A 25992-nucleotide genomic window follows, 5' to 3' on the forward strand; every position below is an offset into this window, starting at 1 on the left:
CCTAAACCGAAAAGGTGTCAATGTCATGCACGCACTGATCGTTGTTGCTCATCACGACCCGCAATCCCTTACGCACAGCATTGCCGCGCACGTCGCCGCCGGCCTCGGCGCGTCGGGGCACACCTATGAAATCGCCGACCTTGCCGCCGAAGGCTTCGACCCGCGCTATACCGCTGCCGACCATCGGGTACACCGCACCCACGCCACGCCACCGGCCGATGTGCTGGCCGAACAAGCGCGCCTGGACCGTGCCGATGCGCTGGTGCTGGCGTTTCCGATCTACTGGTGGTCATTGCCGGGCCTGCTCAAGGGCTGGATAGATCGGGTATTCGTCAACGGCTGGGCGATCGATTACGGCCCGGACACCCCGGTGGTGAAAAAGCTGCGCCACTTGCAGGTGCATCTGCTCGCCCTCGGCGCGGCGGATCACAGCGCGTTTGACCGCCACGGCTATGCCAAGGCGATGCGCACGCAGATCGACTACGGCATCTTTGATTATTGCGGCGCGCAGGTGGTGACGTCCGAGCTGCTGCTGGACTCGGAAGGCGGCGCGGCGCAGGCACATTTGAAAACTGCACATACCGTGGGGCGAGGGTTGTTCAAGGCAGAGACGGTTGCCGGTTGATTCAACCGTCGCGAAACAGATCGTGGGCATCCAGCAGGCGATAGGCGATTTCCGGGCGCTTCTCCATGCCTCGGCGAATCGCCGCCGGAATCGATTGCCGGGTCTTGCGACACATGCCCGGTAACTCGTCGATGACGATCTGAATCCCGCGCATGCTCTTGACCTCGGTATGACCCGGCGCGACATGCACGCGAATGCCCAATTGCTGGTACATCAGCTGTTGCATGCGCTCCAGGTCTTGCAGGCTCTTGAGGTCTTCAAGGCGTTCGAGCAGGCGTTTTTCTTCCTGGCGCGTCAGGTTGAGGATGCGCAGGTCGGCGCCTGGGGTTGCAAGCAAATGCTCGCGGTTACAGACGCAGGCGCCGGGTGGGCAGGGTTGGCGAATTGTCATGTGTGGCCCTCCCCAAACCGACGCGGCCGGCTCAGTAGCTGAGCGCGACCCCAAGACTGCCCAGGGCCTTCCAGTATTCCGGATAGGTCTTGGCCACGCAGTCCGGGTCCTGGATGCGGATACCCGACACTTTCAGCCCGGCCAGGGCAAAGCACATGGCAATGCGGTGGTCGGCGTGGGTGTCGATCAGCGCATTGCACGATGTGCCGGCCAGCCCAGGGTCGGCGGCCACCAGCAGGTCGTCGCCGTCGATGGTGGCCAGGCCCGGGCGAATCTCATTGAGGCCGTCATGCAGCGCTTGCACGCGATCACATTCCTTGACCCGCAGGTTGGCCAGCTCGGTGAAGCGCACGGGGGTGTTATTGAATGCGGCCAATACCGCCAGGGTCGGGATGGCGTCCTGCATTTGCGAGCCGACGACCGTGGCCTGCATGTTCGGGAACTGCGCGATCACGGCCTGGGCCTTGGCGTCGGGCTGGGTGAAATCCTGCGCGGCCACGCCGATGTCGATATGGCCGGCGGTCAGCACTTCGGCGGCCCACAGGTACGTGGCGGCGGAGGCGTCCGGTTCGATCAGGTAGTCATGGGCGGTGTAGCCGGTGGGCGCCACGCGCCAGGTGGTGTCGTCGACCGCTTCGACCTGCGCGCCGAACGCTCGCATGCAATCGAGGGTCAGGTCCACGTAGCCGCGGGCGCCGATGTCCTTGCCGGTCAGCGCCACTTCAATCGGCGCTTCACCGCATGCCGCCAGCATCAGCAGGGCAGAGACGTACTGGCTGGACAACCCGCCGTCGATCTCAAAACGTTTGGCCTGGACCTTGCCTGCGCCGTGCACGGTTACCGGTGGGCAACCGGTTGGGCTGTCGACCTGGATACCGTTCTGGCCGAGGGTGGCCAGCAGCGGGCCGATCGGGCGCTTGCGCATATAGTCGTCGCCATCGAGTACCACGGTGCCCTCGACGGTGGCGACCGCTGCGGTGAGAAAACGCATCGCGGTGCCGGCGTTGCCGAGGAACAGCGGTTGTGTCGGCAATTGCAGCTTGCCGCAACCGGTCACGACGAAAGTGGTGTCATCGGGCTCATCGATGGTCACGCCCATTTGGCGCAGGGCCACCGACATATGCCGGGTGTCATCGCTCTTGAGTGCGCCGCTCAGGCGGCTGGTGCCCTTGGCCAGGGCGGCCAGCAGCAGGGCGCGGTTGGTAATGGATTTGGAGCCGGGCGGTGCGACCTTGCCATTGAGGGGGAAATTGGGCGGTGTAACGGTCACGGTTTTCTGCGAACTCAAGGTACAAGGCTCCTGGTCAAGGCAAGGTGGTACGGAGTGGCCGACGGGCGGACCCGAATAATCGGCCAAAGGTGCGGTGCTTGTCGAGGTTTAGCGCTGGGAGAGCCAGTAATCGTGCAGCGCCCGCGCGGCCGGCTCGATCTCGCTGACGCGCTGTTGGTGGGCCTGCACGTCCAGGTCGGCGGGTAACTCGAAGTTGTCCTGCTCGGCGCACCAGGAGATTTTCTCCAACTGCGCGGCCAGTTCGACCGGCAGTTGCGGCCAATTGCCGATCGCTGCGCCACGGATGTAGCCAAAGCACCACTCTTCAGCCAGGGTCACGATTTGGCCTTGATGCTCGGTGTCATCAAAGCGTGCCTTGAAGTCTTGGGCGTTGTTGGCCAACTGTGCCGCCAGGGTGTTGATGTGGCGTACGCACAGCTCCAGGAAACGCTGTGCTTCTTCCATGTTTTCCCATTCCGGATTCTGCCCGCCCCAGATGGCCGGGAACCATTGGGCGATATCCACTTGCGTCGGGCTCGACACCAGCGCGGTGAAGTAGCCGTCGAGTTCGGCCAGGTTCAGCACCGAATGATCATCGCCGTACTTGAGCAGGGTTTCTTCGATAAGGTCGAATTCGGCGGCGGCGAGGGGTTGGGCGTGCATGGCATTTCCTTAAAACATCGAGCGCCGCGTTCAGGGCGGCTTAAAGCGCCAAGGATGGCGCCTGGCAAGGTTTTTTGCCAGTCCCGCTTTTGGCCGATGCGCCGTCATGCACCCTTGTTATAGTTCGGGCCTTATCACTCGCCAGTCAGGGATCACTGCCATGTCCGAATACCAAGCTTTCGTCGTCGAACTCAGCGGCAACGTTGCCCATGTGCAGATCAATCGTCCGGAAAAGATCAATGCGATGAACGCCGCGTTCTGGACCGAGATCATCGACATCTTCCAATGGGTCGAAGACACCGATGCCGTGCGTGCGGTAGTGCTCAGTGGCGCCGGCAAGCATTTCTCCTCTGGCATCGACCTGATGATGCTGGCCTCGGTGGCCAACGAATTCGGTAAGGACGTGGGCCGCAACGCACGTCTGTTGCGGCGCAAAATCCTTGAGCTGCAAGCCTCGTTCAACGCCGTCGACAACTGCCGCAAGCCGGTACTGGCGGCGATCCAGGGTTACTGCATAGGTGGCGCCATCGACCTGATCAGCGCCTGCGACATGCGCTACGCCGCCGAAGATGCGCTGTTCTCCATCAAGGAAATCGACATCGGCATGGCCGCCGATGTGGGCACCCTGCAACGCCTGCCGCGCATTATCGGCGACGGCATGCTGCGTGAACTCGCGTACACCGGTCGCCAGTTCGGCGCCGAAGAGGCTCGCGGCATTGGCCTGGTCAATCGGGTGTACGCCGATCACGCGAGCCTGCTGGCCGGGGTGCTGGAGATCGCCCAGGAAATCGCCGCCAAGTCGCCGATTGCCATCGCCGGTACCAAGGCCATGATCAGCTACATGCGTGACCACACGGTCAATGACGGTCTGGAATACGTTGCCACCTGGAACTCGGCTATGTTGCAATCCAACGACCTGCGCGTGGCCATCGCGGCCCATATGAATAAGCAGAAACCCGAATTCGTGGATTGACTGACATGACTCCAGGCTGGATCACCACAACGCTGCTGGATAACGAAACCCCCGGCGGCTGGGCCGTCGCCCGCAGCCGCGACGGTTTTTTACATGACTCCAACGGCCCGCTGTTCCCACGCGAATGGCTCAAGCGCCAGGACCTCGCGGTGTTCGCCGAACACGGCCTCGGCCACCTCGATGGCGAGCCGGTGTACTTGCTGGAGCTCGACTCGGCGGGCGAGGTACCGGGGTGCAGCTGGCAGGGCCTGCGCGGCTTCATGCTGCAGGGCGATCACACCCTGTTCAAAGTGCTCGGTTATGCGGCGCAGATCGGCACTTGGGCGCGCGAACACCGGTTTTGCGGCAGTTGCGGCCAGGCCATGGTTCAGGTGCCTCGGGAACGCGCCATGTTCTGTGAGGCCTGCGACCTGCGCAGCTACCCACGGATTTCTCCGAGCATGATCGTGCTGGTGACCCGTGGCGATGAGATTTTGCTGGCCCGTTCGCCGCGTTTTGTCAGCGGCGTGTACAGCACGCTGGCGGGGTTTGCCGAGCCGGGCGAGTCGGCCGAGGACTGCCTGATTCGTGAAGTGCACGAGGAAGTGCAGGTGCGCGTGAAGAATATCCAGTACATGGGCAGCCAATGCTGGCCGTTCCCCCATTCGATGATGCTGGGCTTTCACGCCGAATATGCCGGCGGCGATATCGTGCCCCAGGCCGACGAGATCGAAGACGCGCAGTGGTTCAACATCCACGACCTGCCGCCGTTGCCGGCGTCACGCTCGATTGCGCGTTACCTGATCGACCTCTACCTGGCCCGTCGTTTAGGCCACGCTGAACCAGTGTTGCCAGGCTAGGCGCACCGTCAGGCCGAGGACCACGGTGATAAACACCGGGCGAATGAATTTGGCGCCGCCGCTGATCGCGCTGCGTGCGCCAAAGAACGCGCCCCCCATCACCGATATGCCCATGGCCAGGCCGACGATCCAGTCCACCGAGCCGTTGAAAATAAACACCGACAGGGCCGCCGCGTTACTGACAAAGTTCATGCTGCGCGCCACGCCGCTCGCTTTGACCAGATCGATGGGGTGCAGCAGCATCGTGCTCACCGTCCAGAACGCCCCGGTGCCGGGGCCTGCCACGCCATCGTAGAAGCCCAGGCCGAAGCCCTGGGTGGCTTGCCATTTCTTCTTGATCGGCGCCTCGGCGTCCAACGGTGTCTTGGGCGTGCCACCAAACAGCAGGTAGACGCCGCAGGCGAATACGATCACCGGCAGCATCTTGTTCAGGGTTTCGGCGGGCAAGTAGTGCGCCACCACCGCACCGGCGAGGGCGCCGACCAGCGTGCCGACGATGGCATGCACCCACTGGCGCGGGTGGAACAGCTTGCGGCGGTAGAAGGTAAAGCTGGCGGTGGCCGAGCCGAAGGTGGAACTGAGCTTGTTGGTGCCCAGTACCAGGTGCGGCGGCATGCCGGCGGTGAGCAGGGCGGGCGTGGTGAGCAGGCCGCCACCGCCGGCAATGGCATCGATAAAGCCAGCGATAAACGCGACGCAGGCGAGAATGGCGAGGGTGGTCAGGTCAACGCTGAGTTCGAAGGGCATGGGATGGGCTTATTGTTGGCGGGGCGGGTGAGGGTCGCCATCTTACCTGCCTGATGTGCGCAGAACCAACTGTGGGAGCAAGCCCGCTCCCACAGTTGATCTGTGTATGTTTGGCTACTTGTGGGTGCCCAGCCACTCCAGCGCCGTGCGCCACACGCAAATCCCCAAGAAGTACGCTGACATCAGCGACCACAACCCGAATGTCCACGGGTTGGTGTTGGGGTAGTCGACCACCATCAGAAAACTGCACAGCAACCAGATCGTGGTCACCGCGATGTTGATCGGCATGAACCGCTTGACCCGGAACGGGTGCAGGAACTTCATCGGCGTGACGGTCAGCAGCGCCAGGCCGATCACGGTCAGCAGCGTCACCCAGGCCTGCGGCTGGATGATGTATACGCATAAGGCAACTACGTTCCAGGCGGCGGGGAAGCCGACGAAGTAGTTGTCCTTGCTCTTCATGTTCACGTTGCAGAAACAGAACAGCGACGACACCAGGATCACCGACACCGTGAACAGGTGAGTGAAGTCCGGCAGGTCGATGTAGCGGTAGATAAACAGTGCGGGAATGAACACATACGTGAGGTAGTCGATTACCAGGTCCAGCACCGAACCGTCGAAGCTGGGCAACACCGTGCTGACATTCAGTCGTCGCGCCAGTGAACCGTCGACGCCGTCCACTACCAGCGCCAAGCCCAGCCAGAGCAGGCAGGCCTTGGGTGAGTTTTCCAGCAACGCCAGGGTGGCCAAGAAGGCCAGGACCACGCCGGTGGCGGTGAAGCCGTGGGCGCCCCAGGCTTTGATTCTGGCTACATGCAGGGTCGATATCACGGGCGGTTCTCCAAAAGGTCAAACGGGGCAGCCGACAACGTGACGCGGTCGAGTCTGGCCGGGGAATGCAGGTATCGACCGGGAAGGGGGTTATAAGGTTCACCGCCCGGTGTATCGCTAAGCGTAGCAAGCGTAGGACGTTTCGACATCAACCCTGACGGAACACCAGTGCTTTCAAGCCACTTTGCGCGTCGATATCGGGAAATTCCGGCGGGTTTTCCAGGCGCTCGACAAAGCGCAGGCCGGGGGCCTCGCGGGTCACGCCGTCGATCAGGAAGTCCTCGCCGTAGGCCGGGTCGTTCATGCACGCCAGCACCGTGCCCTGGGACGTGAGCAGATCGGGCAGGCGGCGCAGCACGCGTTGGTAGTCCTTGGTCAGCAGGAAGCTGCCTTTCTGGAAGGACGGCGGGTCGATGATCACCAGGTCGTAGGGGCCGCTGTTGGTGACTTTGGCCCAGGACTTGAACAGGTCGTGGCCCAGGAAGGTCACTTTGCTCAGGTCATGGCCATTCAGGCGATGATTGTCGCGGCCACGGCTCAGGGCGCCGCGGGCCATGTCCAGGTTGACCACGTGGTCGGCACCGCCTTCGATGGCCGCCACCGAGAACCCGCAGGTGTAGGCAAACAGGTTGAGCACGCGCTGGCCGTGGGCCTGTTCGCGCACCCAGTTGCGGCCGTAGCGCATGTCGAGGAACAGCCCGCTGTTCTGTTTTTTACCCAGGTCGATCAGGTAGCGCAGGCCGCCTTCGGTGATGACCCGTTCCTCGATGGCGTCGCCCACCAGCCATTCGGTGGTGCTTTGCGGCAGATAACGGTGTTGCAGGGCCACGGCGTGTGCACCGAAGCCGGCCCAGTCGATCTGCGCCAATTGGTGCTTCAAGGCTTGCAGATGTTCGGTTTCCTTGAACAGGGCGACCAGCACGACGCCTTGCAGCCAGTCCACCGTCACCTGCTCCAGCCCTGGCCAGCAGCGGCCCCGGCCATGAAACAGGCGCCGGGTCTCGGCCGGCGCGCTGGCCAGGGCGGTGAGCAGGTGGGTGTGCAGGGTAGCGAGTGCGTCTGGGTTCATCGTTGAGCGTCGGTCGTTGAGCGGGCGGCATTTTAAACACAATCGAGCGCGGTTGTTGCTCAGAGCGTGGCGATCAAGGCTGGGCCAAAGGACTCACGCAGAAAGCCGGGGGCGATGTACCGCTCGTAATGCGCCTCGGAGAGCAGGAAGAACTCGCGGTCGATCGCGTCACGCAGGTCTGTGAGGTTGCGCTCGCGAAACTCCGGCAACAGCGCCAACCCATAGGCATCCAGCTTGGAAATCACCCGCGCACCTCGGGCAATCAGTTGGTAGGCCCAGCAATACGGCGACTGGTGCGGCATAAAGCGGATCTTGCGCTCTTCCAACTGCCGGCGCAGGCGTTGCGGGTCGAACACTTCCAGCTTGCTGGTCATTACCTGCACCAGCAGTTGCTCAAGGCGCAGCCACACCGCCTGTTTTTCCTCGGCGTTGTAGCCATTCCACTGGATGACTTCATGGTGATAACGCTTGCAGCCCCGGCAGACCAGGTCACCGTAAACGGTGGAACACAGACCGATGCACGGGGTCTTGATGGTTTGGTTGGGCATAAAGGGCAATTTGCAAAGTTTACGGAACACCGCGTTCCCAATGTGGGAGGGGGCTCCCGATAGCGGCGCATCAGTCACAGAGGCTTTAACTGAACTACCGTCATCGGGAGCAAGCCCCCTCCCACATTGTGGTGTGTGATGCTGATCAATCCCAGCTCAGCGCGCCGCCAGTCTGGTACTCGATCACACGGGTTTCGAAGAAATTCTTCTCTTTCTTCAAATCCATAATCTCGCTCATCCACGGGAACGGGTTGGTCGTGCCTGGATACTCTTCCTTCAGCCCAATCTGCGACAAACGACGATTCGCGATGAACTTGAGGTAATCCTCCATCATCGCCGCATTCATCCCCAGCACCCCACGCGGCATGGTGTCACGCGCATATTCGATCTCCAGCTGAGTCCCTTGCAGGATCATCTGGGTCGCTTCTTCCTTCATCTCGGCATCCCACAAATGCGGGTTTTCGATTTTGATCTGGTTGATCACGTCGATACCGAAGTTCAGGTGCATCGACTCATCGCGCAGGATGTACTGGAACTGCTCGGCCACGCCGGTCATTTTGTTGCGGCGGCCCATGGAGAGGATCTGGGTGAAGCCGCAGTAGAAGAAGATGCCTTCCAGTACGCAGTAGTAGGCGACCAAGTTGCGCAGCAGTTCTTTGTCGGTGTCGACGGTGCCGGTTTCGAACTTGGGGTCGGAGATCGAGCGGGTGTATTTCAGGCCCCACGCGGCCTTTTTAGCCACCGATGGGATCTCGTGGTACATGTTGAAGATCTCGCCTTCATCCATGGCCAGCGATTCGATGCAGTACTGGTAGGCGTGGGTGTGGATCGCTTCTTCGAAGGCCTGGCGCAGGATGTACTGGCGGCACTCCGGGTTGGTGATCAGGCGGTACACGGCCAGCACCAGGTTGTTGGCGACCAGCGAGTCGGCGGTGGAGAAGAAGCCCAGGTTGCGCATGACGATGCGGCGTTCGTCGTCGGTGAGGCCTTCGGGGTTTTTCCACAGGGCGATGTCGGCGGTCATGTTGACCTCTTGCGGCATCCAGTGGTTGGCGCAGCCGTCGAGGTACTTCTGCCAGGCCCAGTCGTACTTGAAGGGCACGAGTTGGTTGAGGTCGGCGCGGCAGTTGATCATGCGTTTTTCGTCAACGGCGACGCGGGCGGAGGCGCCTTCGAGTTCGGCGAGGCCTTCGGCGACGTCGAGTTTGTCCAGGGCAGCCTTGGCGCGGATGATCGCAGCGGAGTCGTTGGCGGTGACGGCGCGGGCTTCGACGGCGGCAGCGGCGCCGGCACCGTCGAGGCGGTCCATGTTGGCTTCGGTGGCGTGGCCGGCGTTGGCGCCCTTGATCACCGCTGCACCGGTGTCTTCGTTGTCGACTTCATCCCAACTCAGCATTGAAATACTCCTTCCTGATCTGTTTCGGCGGGGTGTGAACCCGGTCTAAAAATAGGTGATTTTGCAGACTGCTAGGCATTGAAATATTGCGCGGAGTGTGGTCGGTAAATACCGATTCTGCACACTATGTAGTGGTCTGTCTTGTAGGTCGGCACACTATATGGGGTGTAACACCTCTGGTCAACGCACAAGAGCGGCTCGACTGTCGCAGGGGCCAAGCGCGTGCGGCGTGGGTGTGCATGCCTAAGCTAATGCTAAAAAGGTATTTGTTAGCGGTTTTTAAGATCGTTTAGCTTGGACGCTTCCCCAGGATGTTATTCAAGGAGCGAGCCGCCGATGGCCCACGTACAGTCAATTACCGCCTTGCCGCTGTTGGACCTGGCGCAGCTCGACGGCAGCCCGCAGCAGCGTCGGCAGTTTCTCGACGAGTTGCGTCTGGCGGCGCGCCATATCGGCTTTTTCTACCTCACCGGGCATGGCATCGACCGTGACTTGCTGGCCCAGGTGCAGCAACAGGCACGCGCGTTTTTTGCCTTGCCCGAGGCCGATAAACGGGCGGTGGGCATGCTCAACTCCCCCCACTTTCGCGGCTACAACCGCGCCGCCTCGGAGATCACCCGAGGCCAGCCCGACCTGCGCGAACAATTCGACGTCGGCGCCGAGCGCGAGCCCTTGCCCGCCGCGCAATACCCGGCCGCCTGGGCACGCTTGCAAGGCCCCAACCAATGGCCGCCGGCTCTGCCACAACTCAAACCCCTGGTGCTCGGCTGGCAGCAGGCGATGACGCAAATGGCCCTGCGCCTGCTACGCGCGTTCGCCCAGGCCCTGTCCCTGCCGGAAAACGCCTTTGATGCGTTGTATGGCGACAAACCCAACGAACATATCAAGCTGATCCGCTACCCCGGCCGTCATGCGCAGCAAAGTCGCCAGGGCGTCGGCGCGCACAAGGACTCCGGGTTCCTGGGCTTTTTGCTGCAAGACCAGCAGGCCGGTTTGCAGGTGGAAGTGGAGGAGGGCCGTTGGATTGATGCGGTGCCGCGCCCCGACACGCTGGTGGTGAATATCGGCGAACTGCTTGAACTGGCCAGCAATGGCTACCTGCGCGCGACCGTTCACCGCGTGGTGTCGCCGCCGGTGGGCAGCGAGCGGTTGTCGCTGGCGTTTTTCCTCGGGGCGCAACTGGACGCGGTGGTGCCGGTATACCAATTGGCGCCCGAGTTGCTGCGCGATGCCCATGGCCCCGAGAGCGACCCGCGCAACCCATTGCTGCGCGATGTGGGCTGGAACTACCTCAAGGGGCGCCTGCGTTCCCACCCCGATGTGGCTCAACGTTTCTACGCCGACGCCACGTTGCCCGAAGCACTGTCCGCCTGATCAGGAGATCACCGATGTTGAAAACCACCACCCTTACCCTGGCGGCATTGCTGGCCTCCTTCAGCGTGTCGGCCGCCGACGCGTTGCGCGTGGCCGCTGATCCGATTCCCCATGCGCAGATCCTCGAATACGTACAAAAGCTCGACCCGAGCCTGAAGCTGAACATCATCGAGATCCCCAGCGGCGTGAATTCCAACGAGTTGCTCGCCCACGGTGATGTCGACGCCAATTACTTCCAGCACCTGCCGTACCTTCACTCCCAGGAACAGGCCCTCGGCCAGAAGTTCGCCGTGGCGGCCACGGTGCATATCGAGCCGTTGGGTATTTATTCGCGTCGGCACACCCGCTTCGCTCAAGTGCCGGACAAGGGCACTGTCGCCGTCCCGAATAACGTCACCAACCTCAGCCGCGCGCTGTACCTGTTGCAAGCCAACGGTTTGATCAAACTCAAACCCGGCTTCAACGACGCCGCCAAGGAACAGGCCACGCCCAAGGACATCGCCGAAAACCCCAGGCACCTGAAGATTCTGGAAATTGAATCGCCGCAAATTCCCCGGGCCTTGGACGATGTGGACCTTGCGGTGATCAACGGCAACTTCGCCCTGGAAGCCGGGCTCGAACCGGCCAAGGATGCGTTGGGCCTGGAGCAGGCCAAGGGCAACCCGTATGCGAATATCCTCGTCACAACCCCCAAGCTGGCGGATGACCCGCGTATTCGGCAGTTGGCCAAGGACTTGCGCTCACCGGAACTGGCCAAGTTCATCAGTGAGAAATACGCCGGCTCTGTGATCCCGGTGGCGGTCGAATGATCGTTGTCGAGGGCGTCAGCAAAACCTACGCAAACGGCCAGCCGGCGGCATTGGATAACGTGTCGTTGCAGATCGCCGATGGGGCGATCTTCGGCATTGTCGGGCGCAGCGGCGCGGGTAAAAGTACCTTGCTGCGCTGCTTGAACCTGCTGGAGCGACCGACGTCCGGGCGTATCCTGCTGGATGGCCAGGACCTGACCCGGCTGAACGACAAACAGCTGCGCCAGCACCGCCAGCGTATCGGCATGATCTTCCAGGGTTTCAACCTGCTGCATTCGCGCAATGTGGCGGATAACGTGGCGGTGCCGCTGGAGATCGCCAATGTGCCCAAGGCCGAGCGCGCGGCGCGGGTGTCGCAGTTGTTGGCACTGGTGGGGCTCAGCGACAAGGCCCAGGCGTTTCCCTCGCAGTTATCGGGCGGGCAGAAACAGCGCGTAGGCATCGCCCGCGCCTTGGCCGCGCGGCCCGCGTACCTGCTGTCGGATGAAGCCACCAGCGCGCTGGACCCGGAGACGACGGCGTCGATCCTTGAACTGCTGCGCGACATCAATCGGCAACTGGGCGTGACCATCGTGTTGATCACCCACGAGCTGGAGGTGGTCAAGGCGATCTGCGACAGCGCGGTGTCCCTGGCCGACGGCCGCGTAGTGGAAAGCGGCACGTTGCTGCAACTGCAGAGCGACCCGTCGTCGCGCCTGGGCCGTTCGCTGGGCCACAGCCTGCACGTGGTGAGGGCCGTATGAAGACCGATTGGAACGACATCCTGCAATTGCTGCTCAACGCCACCGGCGAAACCTTATACATGGTGCTGCTGGCCGGGCTCTTCACCTTGCTGATCGGCCTGCCCCTGGGCGTGCTGCTGTTTATCAGTCGACGCGATGGCTTATTGCCGCTGCCCCGCCTCAATCGGGCGGTGGGCGCGGTGATCAACCTGGGGCGTTCATTGCCCTTTGTGGTGCTGTTGATCGCACTGATCCCGCTGACCCGCTTGATCGTCGGCACCACCCTGGGCAGCACCGCCGCCGTGGTGCCGATCACCATCGGCGCCTTTCCGTTCTTTGCGCGAATTGTCGAAACCGCGCTGGACGAAGTGGACAAGGGCCGCATCGAAGCTATCGTGGCCATGGGCGGGGATATCCGCCATGTGATTCTCAAGGTGTTGTTGCCCGAGGCCTTGCCGGCGCTGGTCGCCGGGGTGACCTTGACCCTGGTGATGCTGATCGGTTTTTCATCCATGGCCGGGGTGATCGGCGGCGGTGGGCTGGGTGACCTGGCGATTCGCTATGGTTACCAGCGCTTCAATAACCAGATCATGGTGGTCACGGTGATCGTGCTGGTGCTGCTGGTGCAAGGCGTGCAAAGCCTGGGCGATCGTTGTGTGCATTCATTGGCCCATCGACGCTGAGCAGCCCGCGAGGCGGGTGGCCTTGAGCAGCGCTTCAAACACTTGCTGCACCCGTGGCTCATCACTATGGGCCACATTGAAACGCATCGAATCGCGATGGGCCGTGTCGTAGCCGAAGAGCGCACCCGGCGCCAGGACCATGCCGCGTTTCAACGCCTCCTGGGCCAGCCACTCGCCGTCCACCCCCGGCGGCAGGCGCGCCCAGATAAACATCCCGCCTTCGTAGGCCATCGGCAGTTCGCAGCCACAGCGCCTGAGCCATTGTTCGACGCGCCCGCCAGCCTCCATCAAACGCTGGACCATGCGCTTGCGATGCCTGGCGTAGCTGCCTTCGCTGAGCATGCGATACACAATGTGCTCGAACAGCTCCGAGGTCACGCCGCCGCTCATCAACTTCATGTTGGTGAGGTTGGCCGCCAACTGTGGCGCGGCCACCACGTAGCTGACGCGGGTGTTGGCGCTGAGGATCTTGGAGAAACCCGACAGGTAGGTGACGTGGTCCAGGCCGGCGATGGCGGCCAGGCGTGGCGGTGGGTTGGGGTGCAGGTCGCCGTAGAGGTCATCCTCGACGATATGGCAGTGGTACTGCTGGGTCAGTTGCAACAGGCGAAACGCCTGGCTGGGGCTGAAGGAATGGCCCGTGGGGTTTTGCAGCACGCTGGTGGTCAGGTACAGGCCGGGGCGGTGCTCGGCCAGCAGGTGTTCAAGCGCGGCGAAGTCCAAGCCGTCGGGACGGCGCTGAATGCTCACCACCTTGACGCCATGCAAGGCCAGGTTGGCGTGGAAGTTGAAATAGCACGGCGCGTCCAGCAGTACCGTGTCGCCGGGCCTTACGAGCAGACGCATCAGCATGTCCAGGCCCTGCACGGTGTTGGGGGTGGTGATGACCTGTTCCACCGGCACCGACAAGCCTTCGCCATGCAGCTTCTGTTGCAGGGCCTGGCGCAATGGCAGGAAGCCCGCCGGCGTGCCCAGCCCGGCGATGCGCAGCGACGGCGCGCGCACCACGCTGCGCATCGCCTGGCGCAGGGGCTCGGCGTCCAGCCATGCTTCCGGCAGATGGCCGCCGCCGGGGCGCAGGTCGCCATCGGCGGTGGCCAGTGGTCGGCGCAATACGCTGAGCAGGTCCTGGGGCAGCAGGTCGACCCACGCCACCGACGCCGGACGTGGGCTGTCCATCGTCACAAAGTGACCACGGCCCTGGCTTGAGGTGAGCAGGTTGCGCCCGCGCAGGCGGTCCAGCGCTTCGTTGAGGGTGAACTTGCTGACGCCCAGGGTCTGGGCCAGTTCACGCACCGAGGGCAACTTGCTGCCGGGTGCCCATTCGCCGTGCTCGATGGCCTGGCTGAACGCTTCGACGATCTGCTGCACCTTCGGCGTGCCTTCCACGAAGGCAATAGCGGATACAAACATAAATCTTCCTTGTGTTTGCCGGTGCTTTTACCGGTGAAGTATGGCCGGATTAGGCATTACTTTACCTGCCTTGCGCAATGCTGCTTGCCTAGACTGCACGCTCCGTTTCCCTAGGTCACAGGCCATGACAAGTGCGTTAACGCTGTCTTCGTTTCTCTATTTCCTGCTGTTTTGCGCCACCATGACCTTCAGCCCCGGCCCCATGACCCTGTTGCTGTTGAGCCTGGGTTTGAAGGACGGCCTGCGCAGGTCGATCCCGGCGCAGATCGGCGCCAGTGTGTCGTACCTGATTTCAATCCTGATCTTTGCCGTGGGCTTCTCGGAATTGATCAAGGGTAACGTCGCCATCGCCCAGGGCATCCAGTTCGTCGGCGTGGCCTACATTCTGTACCTGGCCTACAAACAGTGGACCAGCAGCGGTGTGTCGATCGACCAGGGCGCTGCCGCACAGGGTTCGCGCAGCCTGTTCGGCAAGGGCTTGTTGACCGGGTTTTCCAACCCCAAGGCCCTCATCATGTTCAGTGCCGTGTTCCCGCAGTTCGCCGGGGCAGGGGAGCAGAGTTCGGCGGCCGACATCGCCATCCTCGGGGCGACCTTTCTGCTGCTGCAATTCGCCAGTGGGTGCCTGTATTGCTATTTCGGCCAGCGCATCAAGCATGTGCTGGAAACCCCCAGGCGCCGGGTGCTGTTGCAGCGGATCGCGGCCGTGTTGCTGTTGGGGGTGGCGTTGATGCTGGCGCGCGGGTTTTCCCACTGAGTGTTTTGGACGAAGGGCGCACGAGCGATGGTGGCGATATGCCCGTATGCTGATAGACTCCGAGTATTCTTCCTGGATGACACCCCACCATGCCAGCCAACGGAGGAAAAGGACTTCCGCTCGCTTTGCGCCTCTACAAATCCCGCTCCCTGGGGCTGACGCTCGGTTTTGTGTGCGTAGTATTTGGCATGTACCCGCTCAATCCTCCCATGTGGGTCTGGGCGTGGATGGTGATCAACGCCTTTGCCTGGCCTCATCTGGCCTTCCAGCTGTCTTTGCGCACCACCCAGGCACTGCGCAGTGAGCGCCGCAACCTGTTGTTCGATTCGTTTTGCGGCGGGTTCTGGGTGGGCGCGATGCATTTCAACCCGCTGCCGAGTGTCACCACCTTGTCGATGATGACCATGAACAATGTCGCCATCGGTGGGCCGCGCTTCATGTTCGCCGGCTTAATGGCGCAGACCCTGGGCATCGGCACGGCGCTGCTGATCTTCGCTCCGGCGTTCATGGCCTTGACCACACAGGCGCAGTTGTATGCCTGCTTGCCGATTCTAATGCTGTACCCGTTGGCGCTCGGCTGGATCTGCTATCGCCAGGCCGTGACCCTGGCGCGCCATAAACGCGAATTGCTGGCCCTGAGCCGCACCGACAGTTTGTCTGGCCTGCTCAACCATGGCGCGTGGAAAGATCACCTGGAAATTGAATTCCAACGCTGCCGTCGCGATCATCAGGGCGCGACGATTGCGCTGATCGACATCGACCATTTCAAGCTGATCAACGACACCTACGGCCACGTCACCGGCGACATCGTGCTGCGTCAACTGGGCAAAATACTTCGCCAGAACCTGCGCGTCACGGACCTGGCCGGGCGCTACGGCGGCGATGAGTTTTGTGTGATCCTGCCGGGCATGCCGCTCAACCACGCCACCGACGTGATGGAGGCGTTGCGCGATCGCTTCAACGCGTTGGCCTATGCCCAGGACCCGGCCTTGCGCGCCAGTTTGAGCATCGGCCTGGCGCCTTATCAACCCGGGCACGCCGATTCCACCGGTTGGCTCAACGACGCCGACCTGGCCTTGTATGAAGCCAAAAGCAGCGGGCGCAACCGCGTCAACGCGGTGCAGGGGGCTTGGTTGCGGTCTGTCTAGTGGGGTAGGGTGTGGCGGCCCCTACACCAAACAAGGATCGGTTTATGCGCTTCATCTTCCCGCGTACCCTTCTGGCCGCCACCCTGGCCTTGCCCTTCGCACTCCCGGCCTACAGCGCCGAACCCCACAAGCAGATCCAGGCGCACGCCGAGCAGTACAAGGCCGAGGCGTTGAAACTGCTGGAACGCCTGGTGAATATCGATTCGGGCTCCGGCTACGGGCCGGGCCTGACCCAGGTCAGCGACATCGCCGTAGATGAGTTGAAGCAGTTGGGCTTCAGTATCGAACGCGTGCCGGACGCCGCCGCCAACAGCAACCATGTGATCGCCACCCTCAAGGGCACCGGCAAGGCCAGAATCCTGTTGATGGCGCACATGGACACGGTATTCAAGGAAGGCTCCGCCGCCGAGCGCCCGTTCCATATCAAGGACGGCCGCGCCTACGGCCCGGGCGTGATGGATGACAAGGGCGGCATCGTTGCCGGCATCTATGCGCTCAAAGTCCTGAAAAGCCAGGGTTTCACAGACTACGCACAGATCACCTTCCTGCTCGACGCCAGCGAAGAAACCGGCTCCGACATCGCCTCCGAACTGATCCGCAACACCGCCAAGGCTCACGACGTGACCCTGAACCTCGAACCCGGCCGCCCGGCCGACGGCCTGGTGGTGTGGCGCAAAGGCAGCGCCACCGCAGTGGTCGACGTCAAAGGCAAAGCCGCCCACGCCGGCGTCGCCCCGGAACTGGGGCGCAACGCCGCCATGGAAGCCGCGCACCAGATCCTGCAATTGGGCAAGTTGGGCGATGAAGAGAAGAAAACCACCATCAACTTCACCGTGATCAAAGCCGGCGACCGCACCAACGTGATTCCTGACCAAGCCACGGCCAAGGCGGATGTGCGCGCGGCATTGCCGGAAGAGTTTGATCGCATCGAAAAAGACCTGGTGCGCGTGTCAGCGAACAAACTGATCCCGGACACCGAAGTGACCACCAGCCTCAAGCGCGGCCTGCCACCGATGCCGCAAACGCCCGAGTCGGACAAGTTGGTGGCGATCGCCCAGGGGATTTATGGGGAGTTGGGTAAGACGTTGACCATTGAAGGCAGCGGTGGCGCGGCGGACGCGAGCTTGTCGGCCGGGGTGGGAACGCCGACGTTGGATGGGTTTGGGATTGTGGGCGGGAATATTCATACGCCCGAAGAGTATGCGGAGGTGGAGAGCGTGGTGCCGCGGGTTTACCTGCTTAGCCGGATGATTATGGAGCTTTCGACGCGGTGATTCGAAATCAGGCCGGGCTCACGCTGATGAGTGAGCCTTTGTGGTGAGCAGGCTTGCCCTGCGCGAGCAAGCTCGCTCGCCATAGGGGCAGATGGAGATGCTAGTCTTGAATTGATTCGGACCATCGCTGGCAGAACTCATGTTGCTTCTTTATGTCGTTAGTGAGGTCACGTTCCTCGTAAGCAAAAATATGCACAAACTCACCGTCTGGATTTCCCATAGTAAGCTCGTAGGCGACAAGCCCATTCGACATATGTGAGGACATTCCAGATGGGTGAACATTCATTTTTGCGCCCTTGCATAAAAAACTGATCTCTTTCAACTCCGCTCTCATTAAACCAAAGCTGTTGAACAGGTCTAGTGCTGTGTAGGTTTTCCGTAACCCATTGTTAAGCAACAGAGTAAGAGTTGGTTTTCCTCCCTCATATTCGAGCAATGCGCTTTCACGTACACCGTTGTTGATGATGATTATTTCGCGTGTCTTCATGGAAGTTCTCTGTTGGGGTTCAATATTGTGTATCCCTTAAAAGTTCCGTCTTCGTTGACTGGCGAGGCTCCTAAAATATTTTTGGCGTCTATATGTCCTGGAATAGCGATTTCTTTTTCATTCTTGTGCTTCGATCGCATACCTAACTCTTTGTTTACGTCTCTTCCAGGGATTCTTTTGAGTGTGTATAGAAAGCCTTTTTCAAATCCGAAGCCTGACGCGAATACCAGCGCTTGTTCCCTCGATGTTGAGGTAGGAACAAAATTGCTGGGAGGGCTTGCATTGTTTAACGAGTGCAGGAAAAGATCAGTGCTTGCTCCTCTGCTTTCAAATCCTTTTTCAAATATTTCCTCTGGTTCTCTCAAATCTCCACGGTATAGGTAGCTTCTCTTTTTATGAAGTGCCGGAGGTGATGGTAAGTGGCTATCAACTTTGACCTGTTCGTTGGTGGACTCACCTTTTGACAGTTGTTTACAGCCATCTCCACCTGGGCATGTGCTTAAGCCCAACGGGTCGACCCACCCCGTAGGGTTGGGCACGTACCGGTAAGCGTTGATCCCACCCGCCAGCTTCACCGGGTCTGGCGTCAGGTAGCGACCAATGTCCGGACTGTAGTAGCGATGGCGGTTGTAGTGCAGCCCGCTTTCCGGGTCGAAGTACTGGCCCTGGAAGCGCAGCGGGTTGTCGATTTTTCCGATGTCGAGTCGGCTGATTTGGCCGTAGGCGCGGTAGTGGGCGGACCAGACGATTTCGCCATCAGGAGCTGTGAGTTCCTGCGGCGTGCCGAGGTGGTCGAGTTGGTAATGGTAGGGCTTGGTGTCTTGTGGGCCGAAGCCTTCCAGCAGGGCGAGCGGCCTAAAACTATCGGGTTCGTAGAGGTAGCTTCGATGACGATCTGCATGGTGTTCGGCGATCAGTTTGTCGCCTTGCCAGAAAAACTCGGTCGTTATGCCATCGACGGTTTTGCTGATGCGTCGCCCAAACGGGTCGTAGCGGTAACTCGCGGTTTGGCCGTTGGGCTGGGTGAGGCCGATCAATCGATGCTGGCAGTCGTAGCGGTACTCGGTAACGAGTTGATGGCCCTTGCCGCGCCGTTCACGGATCAGGTTGCCGAAGGCGTCATAGTCGTAGTGCCGGTCGCCCTGGATCATCAACCGATTGCCGGCGACGATGTCCGGGCCGGGGCGGTCGTGCATCAGCAGGTTACCGGCAGGGGTGTGGCCGAAGCGTTCTTGCAGGTCTTGCGAATGGTCTGCGCGGGTGAGGCGGGCTAGCGGGTCGTAGCGGTAGTGGTGTTCGCCCTTGCGGGTGTCGTTCAGGCGGGTGAGGTTGCCGGATTTGTCGTAATCGTAATGGCGTTGGTAGAGGTGGTTTTCCTGTTGGGTGACGGTGTGGGCGTGCAGGCGGTGTTGGTCGTCGTAGTGGTAGTGGCTGAGGAGTTGGCCTTGTTGGCGTTGGTGTTCTTGGCCGGATTTGAAGAGGTGAGAAGTCAGTAGTGCACCGTTGAGTTCGACGGTAGCGGGGTCGCCGCCTCTACCGTGACTAAAAACCAGTCGGTTGTTGTCCGGCAGGCGCAGGTGTTGCAATTGGCCGCAGGCGTCGTAGCCATAGCGCAAAGTGCCCCAGCCCTGATGCTCGCCGGTGAGGCGGTTTTGCGAGTCGTACTCGTACGCCAGCGCCCAGTGGCCGTCGTCGACGCTGAGGAGGTTGCCTTGGCGGTCGTAGGCGTAATCAACGGTATTGCCGTCGGGTAAGGTTTTTCGTACGAGTCGGCCGGCGTGGTCGCGCTGGTAAAAGGTAACTAGCTGACGGCTATCGTCGCCGTGTTCGGTTTTTTCCTGAAGGTTGCCGTTAAGGTCGTAGACGTAGGCGGTGCGCTGGCCGTCGAAGCCGATTTCCTGCTGGATTAGGCCGTTGGGGTGGTAATCCAATCGGTAGATTTCGCCGACTTCGTTTTCGATTTCGGTCAGCAGCAGTCGAGCGTTGTCGTAGCGGTATTTGACCTGGCTGCCATCGGCGTTGAGGCGGCGGCTGATCAGGTGCAGGCCGTTGGGGTATTCGTAGCGGGTGACGTGGCCGAGTTCGTCGCGTTCGGCGGTGATTTTTCCGTAGGGGTTGTAGCTGTATTCTCGCGTGGCACCGCCTGGCAACACGATGCGAATCAATCGGCCGACGCTGTCCCATTGGTATTGGGTCAGCGCGCCTTGTTCATCCTCGCGGGCAATCTGGCGGCCCAGATCATCGTAGCGATAGCGCTTGGCGCCGCCATTGGGCAGTTGCTCTTCAATGAGCTGGCCGCGTTCGTTCCACACCAGCCGATGACAACTGTGGTCGGGATACCAAACGCCCGTTAGTTGCCCGTACTTGTTGTAGCTGTAGTCCGTCACCTCACCATCGGGATCGGTCCTACGCGTCACGTCGCCCTGGTCGTTACGCTCGTATTTCCAGACCGCCTCACCACGCCGCACCACCCGTACGAAGCCGTTGTCATGCTCGTAGGACGTCGGTTCATCATCTCCCGGAAACAACGCCACCAAGCGTCCGGCATCGTCGTACTGATACGCCGTCACCGCCCCGAGCGGATCCTGCTCGACCGTCAGTCGACCCTTGTCATCGTAGGATTTGAAGTGCTGAGCGCCGTCCGGGTCGATACGCTGCACCAACCGCGCCCGGTCGTCATGCACATACACTTCCTGACTGCCATCGGCGTTATGCACGACCACGCGGCCGTTGTCCTCCCAGACATACCGCGTATCCATCTGCGAAAAACTGGCCCAGTGCCGGACACACCGCGCCGCCTTGCCAGAGCGTTCCCATTCCCAGAAGAAACTCGCCCCGCCGGCCAAGCCCCGCTCCAGAATGACGTGCTGCTCGTCGTACCGATAAACCTCGCTTTCGCCGACGGCGTTGGTTGCCGAAAGCAGTCGTCCCGCGTCGTCATAGGCGTAGGAAACAACGTTCTGTTCCGTGATCCATTCGTAAGGCTCATACCCCTTGGCCCGCTGAACCTGGTAATCCACCGCCACCATGCGGCCCAGTTCATAGCGCAAACACAACGAGCGCCCGACGCCGTTATCCAGCCGTGCAATACGCCCCACCACATCCCGCGAAATCCGCAGGCGGTTGTCATACGCATCGCTGATCGAGACCAGCACCCCGTCACGAAAGTGATAAAACCGCGAGGCCTGGGCCAGCACTAACTCATCCGGCGAAGCCCCCAAATAGATCGCCGCTTCAGCCAGGCTGTTGGTGATCGCCGGTCGCGCCTCGGTCGGCAGTGGAAACTCAGTCGACCGGTTTTCATGGTCGGTCCACACCACCGAATCGCCCGAAACAGAAAGCCGCTGCGCCAGCGAATGACTCCAGCCAAACCCCAGCCCAACATCCACTTCCACCGCGCTGGTGCGGTACAAACGGGTCCACTCAAACGGCAATATCCCGTCCAAAACACCATCGGTGAGGGTGAGCAATTCCTCCCCAGTGACCATCGACACCGGGCAGCCATTGGTCGCTGTTTTGTCCGCCGAAGTCGCCGCGTCACCCTTGGGATTCGTAGCCACGACCGGCACATCATCGACAGACTCCTGCCGAACCAACGCCGTCTGCTGGGACTTGTTACGAACCAACGGAACAGGGTTCGAAACCACCTGATCCCCAGCCTTCAACGGCGCAACCGGAATCGTCTTGATCGGCGTTGGCGCGCTGCCCAGCAGCAATGGCCTGGCCACTGCGACATGCGGTTCCAGACCCGGCCCTACCATCTGCTTGGCCAGCAGTTCCAATAACTCGCGCGCCCGGGCGGACTTGATCGAGCCCAGCACCTGAGCCCCCAGCCGAACTGCGATGCCCATCGCACCCATTACACGCATCAACAGCAGATTGATCAGCACCTCGCCGGTGATCTCACCCCACAGTTCATTCATCTGCGGCGGCGGCAACATGCGCGTCCAACTGACTATCGCCGACAGGTAGATAAACAGCAGCGGCTCATCGCTGAGCACCAGTAAGCCGTTGGCAATCTTTTCGTTGCCCAGTTTCAGCAGCGCATCAAGTTCTGCCTGGGAGAGGTAGGCCAACAGCTTCTCGCTGTTGGCCTTGAGGTCCGCCAGCAGCTCATACAACTGCGTGACGTTGTCCCACAGGTTGAAGAGGGCTTTTCCGAGACCGCTGATAAACGCCGCTTCCAGCATGCGCCGCCGATCAAGTGGCTTGGCCTCGGCATAGTCTTGCCACTGGGCCTGGAAGGTAGTGGTCCACGCTTCACGCAGACGGATGTCCAACCCCGCGATCACCGACTGATAAGACGCATACAGCGCCTTGACGTGATCCTTGGAAACGTTGGGATAGAAGTTGATGCGGTATTGCTGGTTGCGATCACACTCGGTGACTTCGAGGATGCCGCTGGGGCCAATGGTCTTGTGGATCGGCTCGCCCAGCGGGCCACCGTTTGGGTCGATGCGTTGCAGTACCACCGGCGTATTGCCGATGGGCACAAACTGCGTGCTTTGAAACAGGTGCACCAGGGTCAAGGTGCCGTTGGCCGGGCACGTGGCGACGGTGCTGTTGGGAATAATCGAACGATTGATGGGGGCGGCCAATGCCACCTGATCGCCCACCTTGAATACCTGCTCGACGTCCAGTGTCGAGAAGCTCCAAAAGCGCTCGGCCCAGTCGTCAAACGTATTCAGGCATTCACGAAAATCACGCAAGACGCCGTCGATATCGACTGTCTTGACGTCCATTGGGGTCAGGGCCAACCGGCCTATGGCCGGGTTCAAAACACGGCCCCATCAACCTGGGCCATCACAAAACAAACCATCTGCACTCCCTCGCGCTGTGTATTCAGGCGAGGGACTTTGCAGAGGTTCTCAGGGGAGGGGAGTAGAGCTTATCCGGCGCTTACGTGGGAGGTTTCGACAACCTTTGTCTTCTCACGCCCCAGTACCAGGCTGCACAGTGCCGGCAGGAACAACAGCGTCAACACGGTGCCCACCAGCACGCCGCCGATCAGCACAAAGGCGAGGGACGACCAGAACACCGACAACGTCAGCGGAATGAACGCCAACGCGGCCGCCAGCGCGGTCAGGATCACCGGCCGTGCGCGCCGTACCGTGGCTTCGATGATGGCCTCGCGAATCGGCATGCCGTGGTCCTGGTTCTGGCGGATCTGGTCGGTAAAGATCAGCGTGTTGCGCATCAGGATCCCACCGATGCCGATCAGCCCCAGGATCGCGTTGAACCCAAAGGGCTGGTTGAACAGCAGCAAGGTCGGCACCGCGCCGATCAAGCCCAGTGGCGCGGTGGCGAAGACCATGAACATCACGCCGAAGGAGCGTACCTGGAACATGATCACGGTGAGGGTCAGCAGGATCATGATCGGGAACAGCGCCGCCAGGGCCACGTTGGCCTTGGCACTTTCTTCCACCGGGCCGCCGATGTCGATCTGGTAGCCGGCAGGCAGCCTGGCGATCAGCGGTTGCAGGTCTTTGTATACGGCCATTTCCACATCGGGTGGTTGCACGCCGTCGATAATGTCGGCACGCACTTCCACGGTGGTTGCGCGGTCGCGGCGTTTGAGGATCGGCTCTTCCATCACCGCCTGGAAATGCCCGACCTGGGCCAGCGGTACCGAGGTGCCGGCGCTGTTGGTCAGGGTCATGTTGTTGAGGTTGCCGAGGTTCTCGCGCTGGTTGCCCTGGGCGCGAGCGACCACCGAGACGGTGCGGTTGCCTTCGCGTACTTCGGTGATGGGGTTTCCGCTGAGCAAGGCGTTGAGCTGGGACTTGACCTCATCGGGGGTGAAACCCAGCAGGCGCAGGCGGTCTTGGTCCAGCACCAGGCGATAGCTGCTGGTGCGCTCGCCCCAATCGAGAAACGCGTCCTTGGTCAGTGGGTTGGCGGCGACCACTTTGCGCACGTCTTCGGACAGGCTGCGCAGCACGTCCACGTTCGGGCCGGACACGCGGAACACCACAGGGAACGGCACCGGCGGGCCGAACAACAATTGCGTCACACGTACCCGCGCCGCCGGAAACTCACCGGCGGCGATGCGCTCGAGCATCCGCAGTTTCAGGGCGTCGCGGGTGTGGGAGTCCGGGGTTTGCACGATCAATTTGGCGAATGCCGGGTCGGGCAACTCAGGGTTCAGCGACAGGAAAAAACGCGGAGCGCCGCCGCCCACATAGGTGTCGACCATCGATGTCTGCGGCTCTTGCAGCAGGGCTTTCTCCAGCTGCGCGGCCACCGCCTCGGTGCTTTTGAAGGCACTGCCGGGCGGCATGTACACCTCAAGGATCAGTTCGGAACGGTCGGAGTTGGGGAAGAACTGCTTCTTCACCACGCCCATGCCCAGCCCGCACAGCACAAATGCTGCGACCACCAGGCCGGTCACCAGCCAGCGCCGGCGCACGCAGGTGTCTACCAGGTTGCGCAGTTTCTGGTAATAGCGCCCGGCATAAATTGCGTCGTGGCCACCCGGCACTGGTTTGATCTGCGGCAGCAACTTCACCCCCAGATACGGCGTGAACACCACCGCCACCAGCCAGGATGAGATCAGCGCAAAGCCGACGATCCAGAAAATATTCCCCGCGTATTCCCCAGCGCCCGACCGCGCAAAGCCCACCGGCAGAAAACCGATGATGGTCACCAGCGTACCGGTGAGCATGGGCGCGGCGGTGGAGCTCCAGGCGAAGGTGGCGGCGTGAATCCGATCAAAACCTTCTTCGAGTTTCACCACCATCATTTCAATGGCGATGATCGCGTCATCCACCAGCAAGCCCAGCGAGATGATCAGCGCACCGAGGGTGATGCGGTCAAACTCGCGGCCGGTCATCAGCATGATCACAAACACGATGGATAAGGTCAGCGGCACCGCAGCCGCCACCACCAACCCCACGCGAAAGCCCAGGGCCAGCAGGCTGATGACCATCACCACCGCCAGGGCGACGAAGAATTTGAGCATGAATTCATTCACCGCCAGGCTGATGTTCTTGGCTTGGTCGGAGACCTTGGCGAAGTTCACGCCCAAAGGCAGGTCAGCCTGGATCCTGGCTTCCTGGGCCTGGAGGCTTTTGTCCAGCTCCAAGCCGTTCCAGTGTTTTTCCATGATCACCCCGAGCATCAGCGCCGGGTCGCCCTGGTGGCGGATGCGGTAGCTGGGCGGGTCTTCATAGCCACGGCTCACGCTGGCCACGTCGGCGATGCGCAGCACGCGGCCATTGACCACCAGCGGCACGTTTTCAATCAGCGCCAGGCTGTCAAATGCGCCGTCGATACGGATATAGGCGCGGGCACCGGCGGTTTCCACAAAGCCCGACGGCGCCACCGCGTTTTGCGCGGCGAGGGCGGCGAAGATCTGATCGGGCTTGATGCCCAGGGTTGCCAGCCGCTCATAGGAAAATTCGACGAAGATGCGCTGGGCCTGCTCGCCGAGGATATTGACCTTTTTCACGCCCGGCAGGTTGAGCAAACCCTGGCGCAGTTCCTCGGCCATCTGCACTTGTTGGCGATGGGGCAGGTGTTCGGCTTCCAGGGCATACAGCGCAAAGTACACATCGGAATACTCATCGTTGAAGAACGGCCCGATCACGCCCTTGGGGAGTCTGGCGGCTTCATCGCTGAGTTTTTTGCGGGTCTGGTAGAACAGGTCCTGGATCTCGCTGGGGCGCGTGGATTCGAGAAATGTCATGCGCATCGACACAAAACCTGGTTGGGCGATGGTCTCCACGCGGTCGTAGTAGTCCAGTTCCTGCAGGCGCTTTTCCAGGCGGTCGGCCACCTGTTCCTGCATTTCCTGGGCGGTGGCGCCGGGCCAGGCGGCGGTAATGGTCATGACCTTGACGGTGAACGATGGGTCTTCGGCGCGGCCCAGTTTGCCGAACGAGAAGATACCGGCGGCCAGGATCGCGATGATCAAAAACAAGGTGACCGCGCGATGCTTGACCGCCAGCTCAGAGAGGTTGATGCCGCGCATG

Annotated in this window: 22 protein-coding genes; 10 read left to right on the forward strand and 12 right to left on the reverse strand. The window is 61.3% G+C overall.

Annotated elements, in window-relative coordinates; all coding sequences use genetic code 11:
- Positions 1 to 25: 25 nt before the first annotated feature.
- Positions 26 to 625, forward strand: a complete 600-nt coding sequence (locus KSS96_RS13910; RefSeq protein ID WP_017530400.1) for an NAD(P)H-dependent oxidoreductase — start codon at positions 26 to 28, stop codon at positions 623 to 625.
- Position 626: 1 nt separating this feature from the next.
- Here the strand turns inward: KSS96_RS13910 and KSS96_RS13915 are convergent, their stop codons facing one another.
- The 3 genes from KSS96_RS13915 to KSS96_RS13925 all read right to left on the reverse strand — a co-directional run bounded on the left by KSS96_RS13915 (position 627) and on the right by KSS96_RS13925 (position 2949).
- Positions 627 to 1016, reverse strand: coding sequence for a hypothetical protein (locus KSS96_RS13915; RefSeq protein ID WP_017530399.1), 390 nt, complete (start codon positions 1014 to 1016; stop codon positions 627 to 629).
- A 31-nt stretch (positions 1017 to 1047) separates the two neighbouring features.
- Positions 1048 to 2304, reverse strand: coding sequence for a 3-phosphoshikimate 1-carboxyvinyltransferase (gene aroA, locus KSS96_RS13920; protein WP_065878507.1), 1257 nt, complete (start codon positions 2302 to 2304; stop codon positions 1048 to 1050).
- 90 nt (positions 2305 to 2394) lie between these two features.
- Positions 2395 to 2949: a UPF0149 family protein gene (locus KSS96_RS13925; RefSeq protein ID WP_017530397.1), complete on the reverse strand. Its 555-nt coding sequence runs from the start codon at positions 2947 to 2949 to the stop codon at positions 2395 to 2397.
- Positions 2950 to 3109: 160 nt separating this feature from the next.
- Here KSS96_RS13925 and KSS96_RS13930 point away from each other — a divergent pair, with 160 nt between their 5' ends.
- Together KSS96_RS13930 and nudC are read left to right on the forward strand one after the other, a co-directional pair.
- Positions 3110 to 3922, forward strand: coding sequence for a crotonase/enoyl-CoA hydratase family protein (locus KSS96_RS13930; protein ID WP_017530396.1), 813 nt, complete (start codon positions 3110 to 3112; stop codon positions 3920 to 3922).
- 5 nt (positions 3923 to 3927) lie between these two features.
- Positions 3928 to 4761 carry an NAD(+) diphosphatase gene (gene nudC / locus KSS96_RS13935; RefSeq protein WP_065878510.1) on the forward strand — a complete coding sequence of 278 codons (834 nt, stop codon included), beginning with the start codon at positions 3928 to 3930 and terminating at the stop codon, positions 4759 to 4761.
- On the opposite strand, the gene KSS96_RS13940 is transcribed toward nudC, so the two are convergent.
- From KSS96_RS13940 to KSS96_RS13960, 5 genes are all read right to left on the reverse strand, one after another.
- Positions 4729 to 5508 carry a TSUP family transporter gene (locus tag KSS96_RS13940; RefSeq protein ID WP_017530394.1) on the reverse strand — a complete coding sequence of 260 codons (780 nt, stop codon included), beginning with the start codon at positions 5506 to 5508 and terminating at the stop codon, positions 4729 to 4731. The two genes, nudC and KSS96_RS13940, sit on opposite strands and share 33 nt — an antisense overlap.
- 114 nt (positions 5509 to 5622) lie before the next feature.
- Positions 5623 to 6339 carry a phosphatidylcholine synthase gene (gene pcsA, locus KSS96_RS13945; RefSeq protein ID WP_017530393.1) on the reverse strand — a complete coding sequence of 239 codons (717 nt, stop codon included), beginning with the start codon at positions 6337 to 6339 and terminating at the stop codon, positions 5623 to 5625.
- A gap of 148 nt (positions 6340 to 6487) precedes the next feature.
- The gene (locus tag KSS96_RS13950) at positions 6488 to 7408 is read right to left on the reverse strand and encodes a class I SAM-dependent methyltransferase (RefSeq protein ID WP_017530392.1); all 921 of its coding nucleotides are present in this window, start codon (positions 7406 to 7408) and stop codon (positions 6488 to 6490) included.
- 59 nt (positions 7409 to 7467) lie between these two features.
- Positions 7468 to 7956, reverse strand: coding sequence for a DUF1289 domain-containing protein (locus tag KSS96_RS13955; protein ID WP_017530391.1), 489 nt, complete (start codon positions 7954 to 7956; stop codon positions 7468 to 7470).
- A gap of 145 nt (positions 7957 to 8101) precedes the next feature.
- Positions 8102 to 9352, reverse strand: a complete 1251-nt coding sequence (locus KSS96_RS13960; protein WP_217854952.1) for a ribonucleotide-diphosphate reductase subunit beta — start codon at positions 9350 to 9352, stop codon at positions 8102 to 8104.
- 336 nt (positions 9353 to 9688) lie between these two features.
- Here KSS96_RS13960 and KSS96_RS13965 point away from each other — a divergent pair, with 336 nt between their 5' ends.
- The 4 genes from KSS96_RS13965 to KSS96_RS13980 are packed head-to-tail and all read left to right on the forward strand — an operon-like array spanning position 9689 to position 12940.
- Positions 9689 to 10726, forward strand: coding sequence for an isopenicillin N synthase family dioxygenase (locus KSS96_RS13965; RefSeq protein ID WP_217854953.1), 1038 nt, complete (start codon positions 9689 to 9691; stop codon positions 10724 to 10726).
- A 14-nt stretch (positions 10727 to 10740) separates the two neighbouring features.
- Positions 10741 to 11535 (forward strand): MetQ/NlpA family ABC transporter substrate-binding protein, encoded by a 795-nt coding sequence (locus tag KSS96_RS13970; protein ID WP_068932038.1) that lies wholly within the window; start codon positions 10741 to 10743, stop codon positions 11533 to 11535.
- Positions 11532 to 12278, forward strand: a complete 747-nt coding sequence (locus KSS96_RS13975) for a methionine ABC transporter ATP-binding protein (RefSeq protein ID WP_135197019.1) — start codon at positions 11532 to 11534, stop codon at positions 12276 to 12278. Before KSS96_RS13970 ends, KSS96_RS13975 begins: the two co-directional genes overlap by 4 nt.
- On the forward strand, positions 12275 to 12940 hold the full coding sequence (locus KSS96_RS13980) for a methionine ABC transporter permease (protein ID WP_017530713.1): 666 nt from the start codon (positions 12275 to 12277) through the stop codon (positions 12938 to 12940). The genes KSS96_RS13975 and KSS96_RS13980 overlap by 4 nt, the downstream gene beginning before the upstream one ends.
- Here KSS96_RS13980 and KSS96_RS13985 read toward each other — a convergent pair.
- On the reverse strand, positions 12920 to 14353 hold the full coding sequence (locus KSS96_RS13985; protein WP_017530714.1) for an aminotransferase-like domain-containing protein: 1434 nt from the start codon (positions 14351 to 14353) through the stop codon (positions 12920 to 12922). The genes KSS96_RS13980 and KSS96_RS13985 overlap by 21 nt on opposite strands.
- 124 nt (positions 14354 to 14477) lie before the next feature.
- Here KSS96_RS13985 and KSS96_RS13990 point away from each other — a divergent pair, with 124 nt between their 5' ends.
- The 3 genes from KSS96_RS13990 (at position 14478) to KSS96_RS14000 (ending at position 17532) form a co-directional block, all read left to right on the forward strand.
- On the forward strand, positions 14478 to 15110 hold the full coding sequence (locus KSS96_RS13990; RefSeq protein ID WP_017530715.1) for a LysE family translocator: 633 nt from the start codon (positions 14478 to 14480) through the stop codon (positions 15108 to 15110).
- Between the two features lie 89 nt (positions 15111 to 15199).
- Entirely contained in the window at positions 15200 to 16258 is a 1059-nt protein-coding gene (locus tag KSS96_RS13995; RefSeq protein ID WP_065878551.1) for a diguanylate cyclase, read from the forward strand.
- A 44-nt stretch (positions 16259 to 16302) separates the two neighbouring features.
- Positions 16303 to 17532, forward strand: coding sequence for a M20/M25/M40 family metallo-hydrolase (locus tag KSS96_RS14000; protein ID WP_217854954.1), 1230 nt, complete (start codon positions 16303 to 16305; stop codon positions 17530 to 17532).
- A 100-nt stretch (positions 17533 to 17632) separates the two neighbouring features.
- Here the strand turns inward: KSS96_RS14000 and KSS96_RS14005 are convergent, their stop codons facing one another.
- The 3 genes from KSS96_RS14005 to KSS96_RS14015 all read right to left on the reverse strand — a co-directional run bounded on the left by KSS96_RS14005 (position 17633) and on the right by KSS96_RS14015 (position 25991).
- Positions 17633 to 18019 (reverse strand): hypothetical protein, encoded by a 387-nt coding sequence (locus tag KSS96_RS14005; RefSeq protein WP_065878554.1) that lies wholly within the window; start codon positions 18017 to 18019, stop codon positions 17633 to 17635.
- Complete coding sequence (locus tag KSS96_RS14010; RefSeq protein ID WP_217854955.1) at positions 18016 to 22761, reverse strand: RHS repeat-associated core domain-containing protein; 4746 nt, start codon at positions 22759 to 22761, stop codon at positions 18016 to 18018. Before KSS96_RS14010 ends, KSS96_RS14005 begins: the two co-directional genes overlap by 4 nt.
- A gap of 146 nt (positions 22762 to 22907) precedes the next feature.
- Positions 22908 to 25991: an efflux RND transporter permease subunit gene (locus tag KSS96_RS14015; RefSeq protein ID WP_217854957.1), complete on the reverse strand. Its 3084-nt coding sequence runs from the start codon at positions 25989 to 25991 to the stop codon at positions 22908 to 22910.
- Between the last annotated feature and the right edge of the window lies 1 nt (position 25992).

The sequence above is a fragment of the Pseudomonas asgharzadehiana genome (genome assembly GCF_019139815.1).
In the GTDB taxonomy this organism is placed as follows: domain Bacteria; phylum Pseudomonadota; class Gammaproteobacteria; order Pseudomonadales; family Pseudomonadaceae; genus Aquipseudomonas; species Aquipseudomonas asgharzadehiana.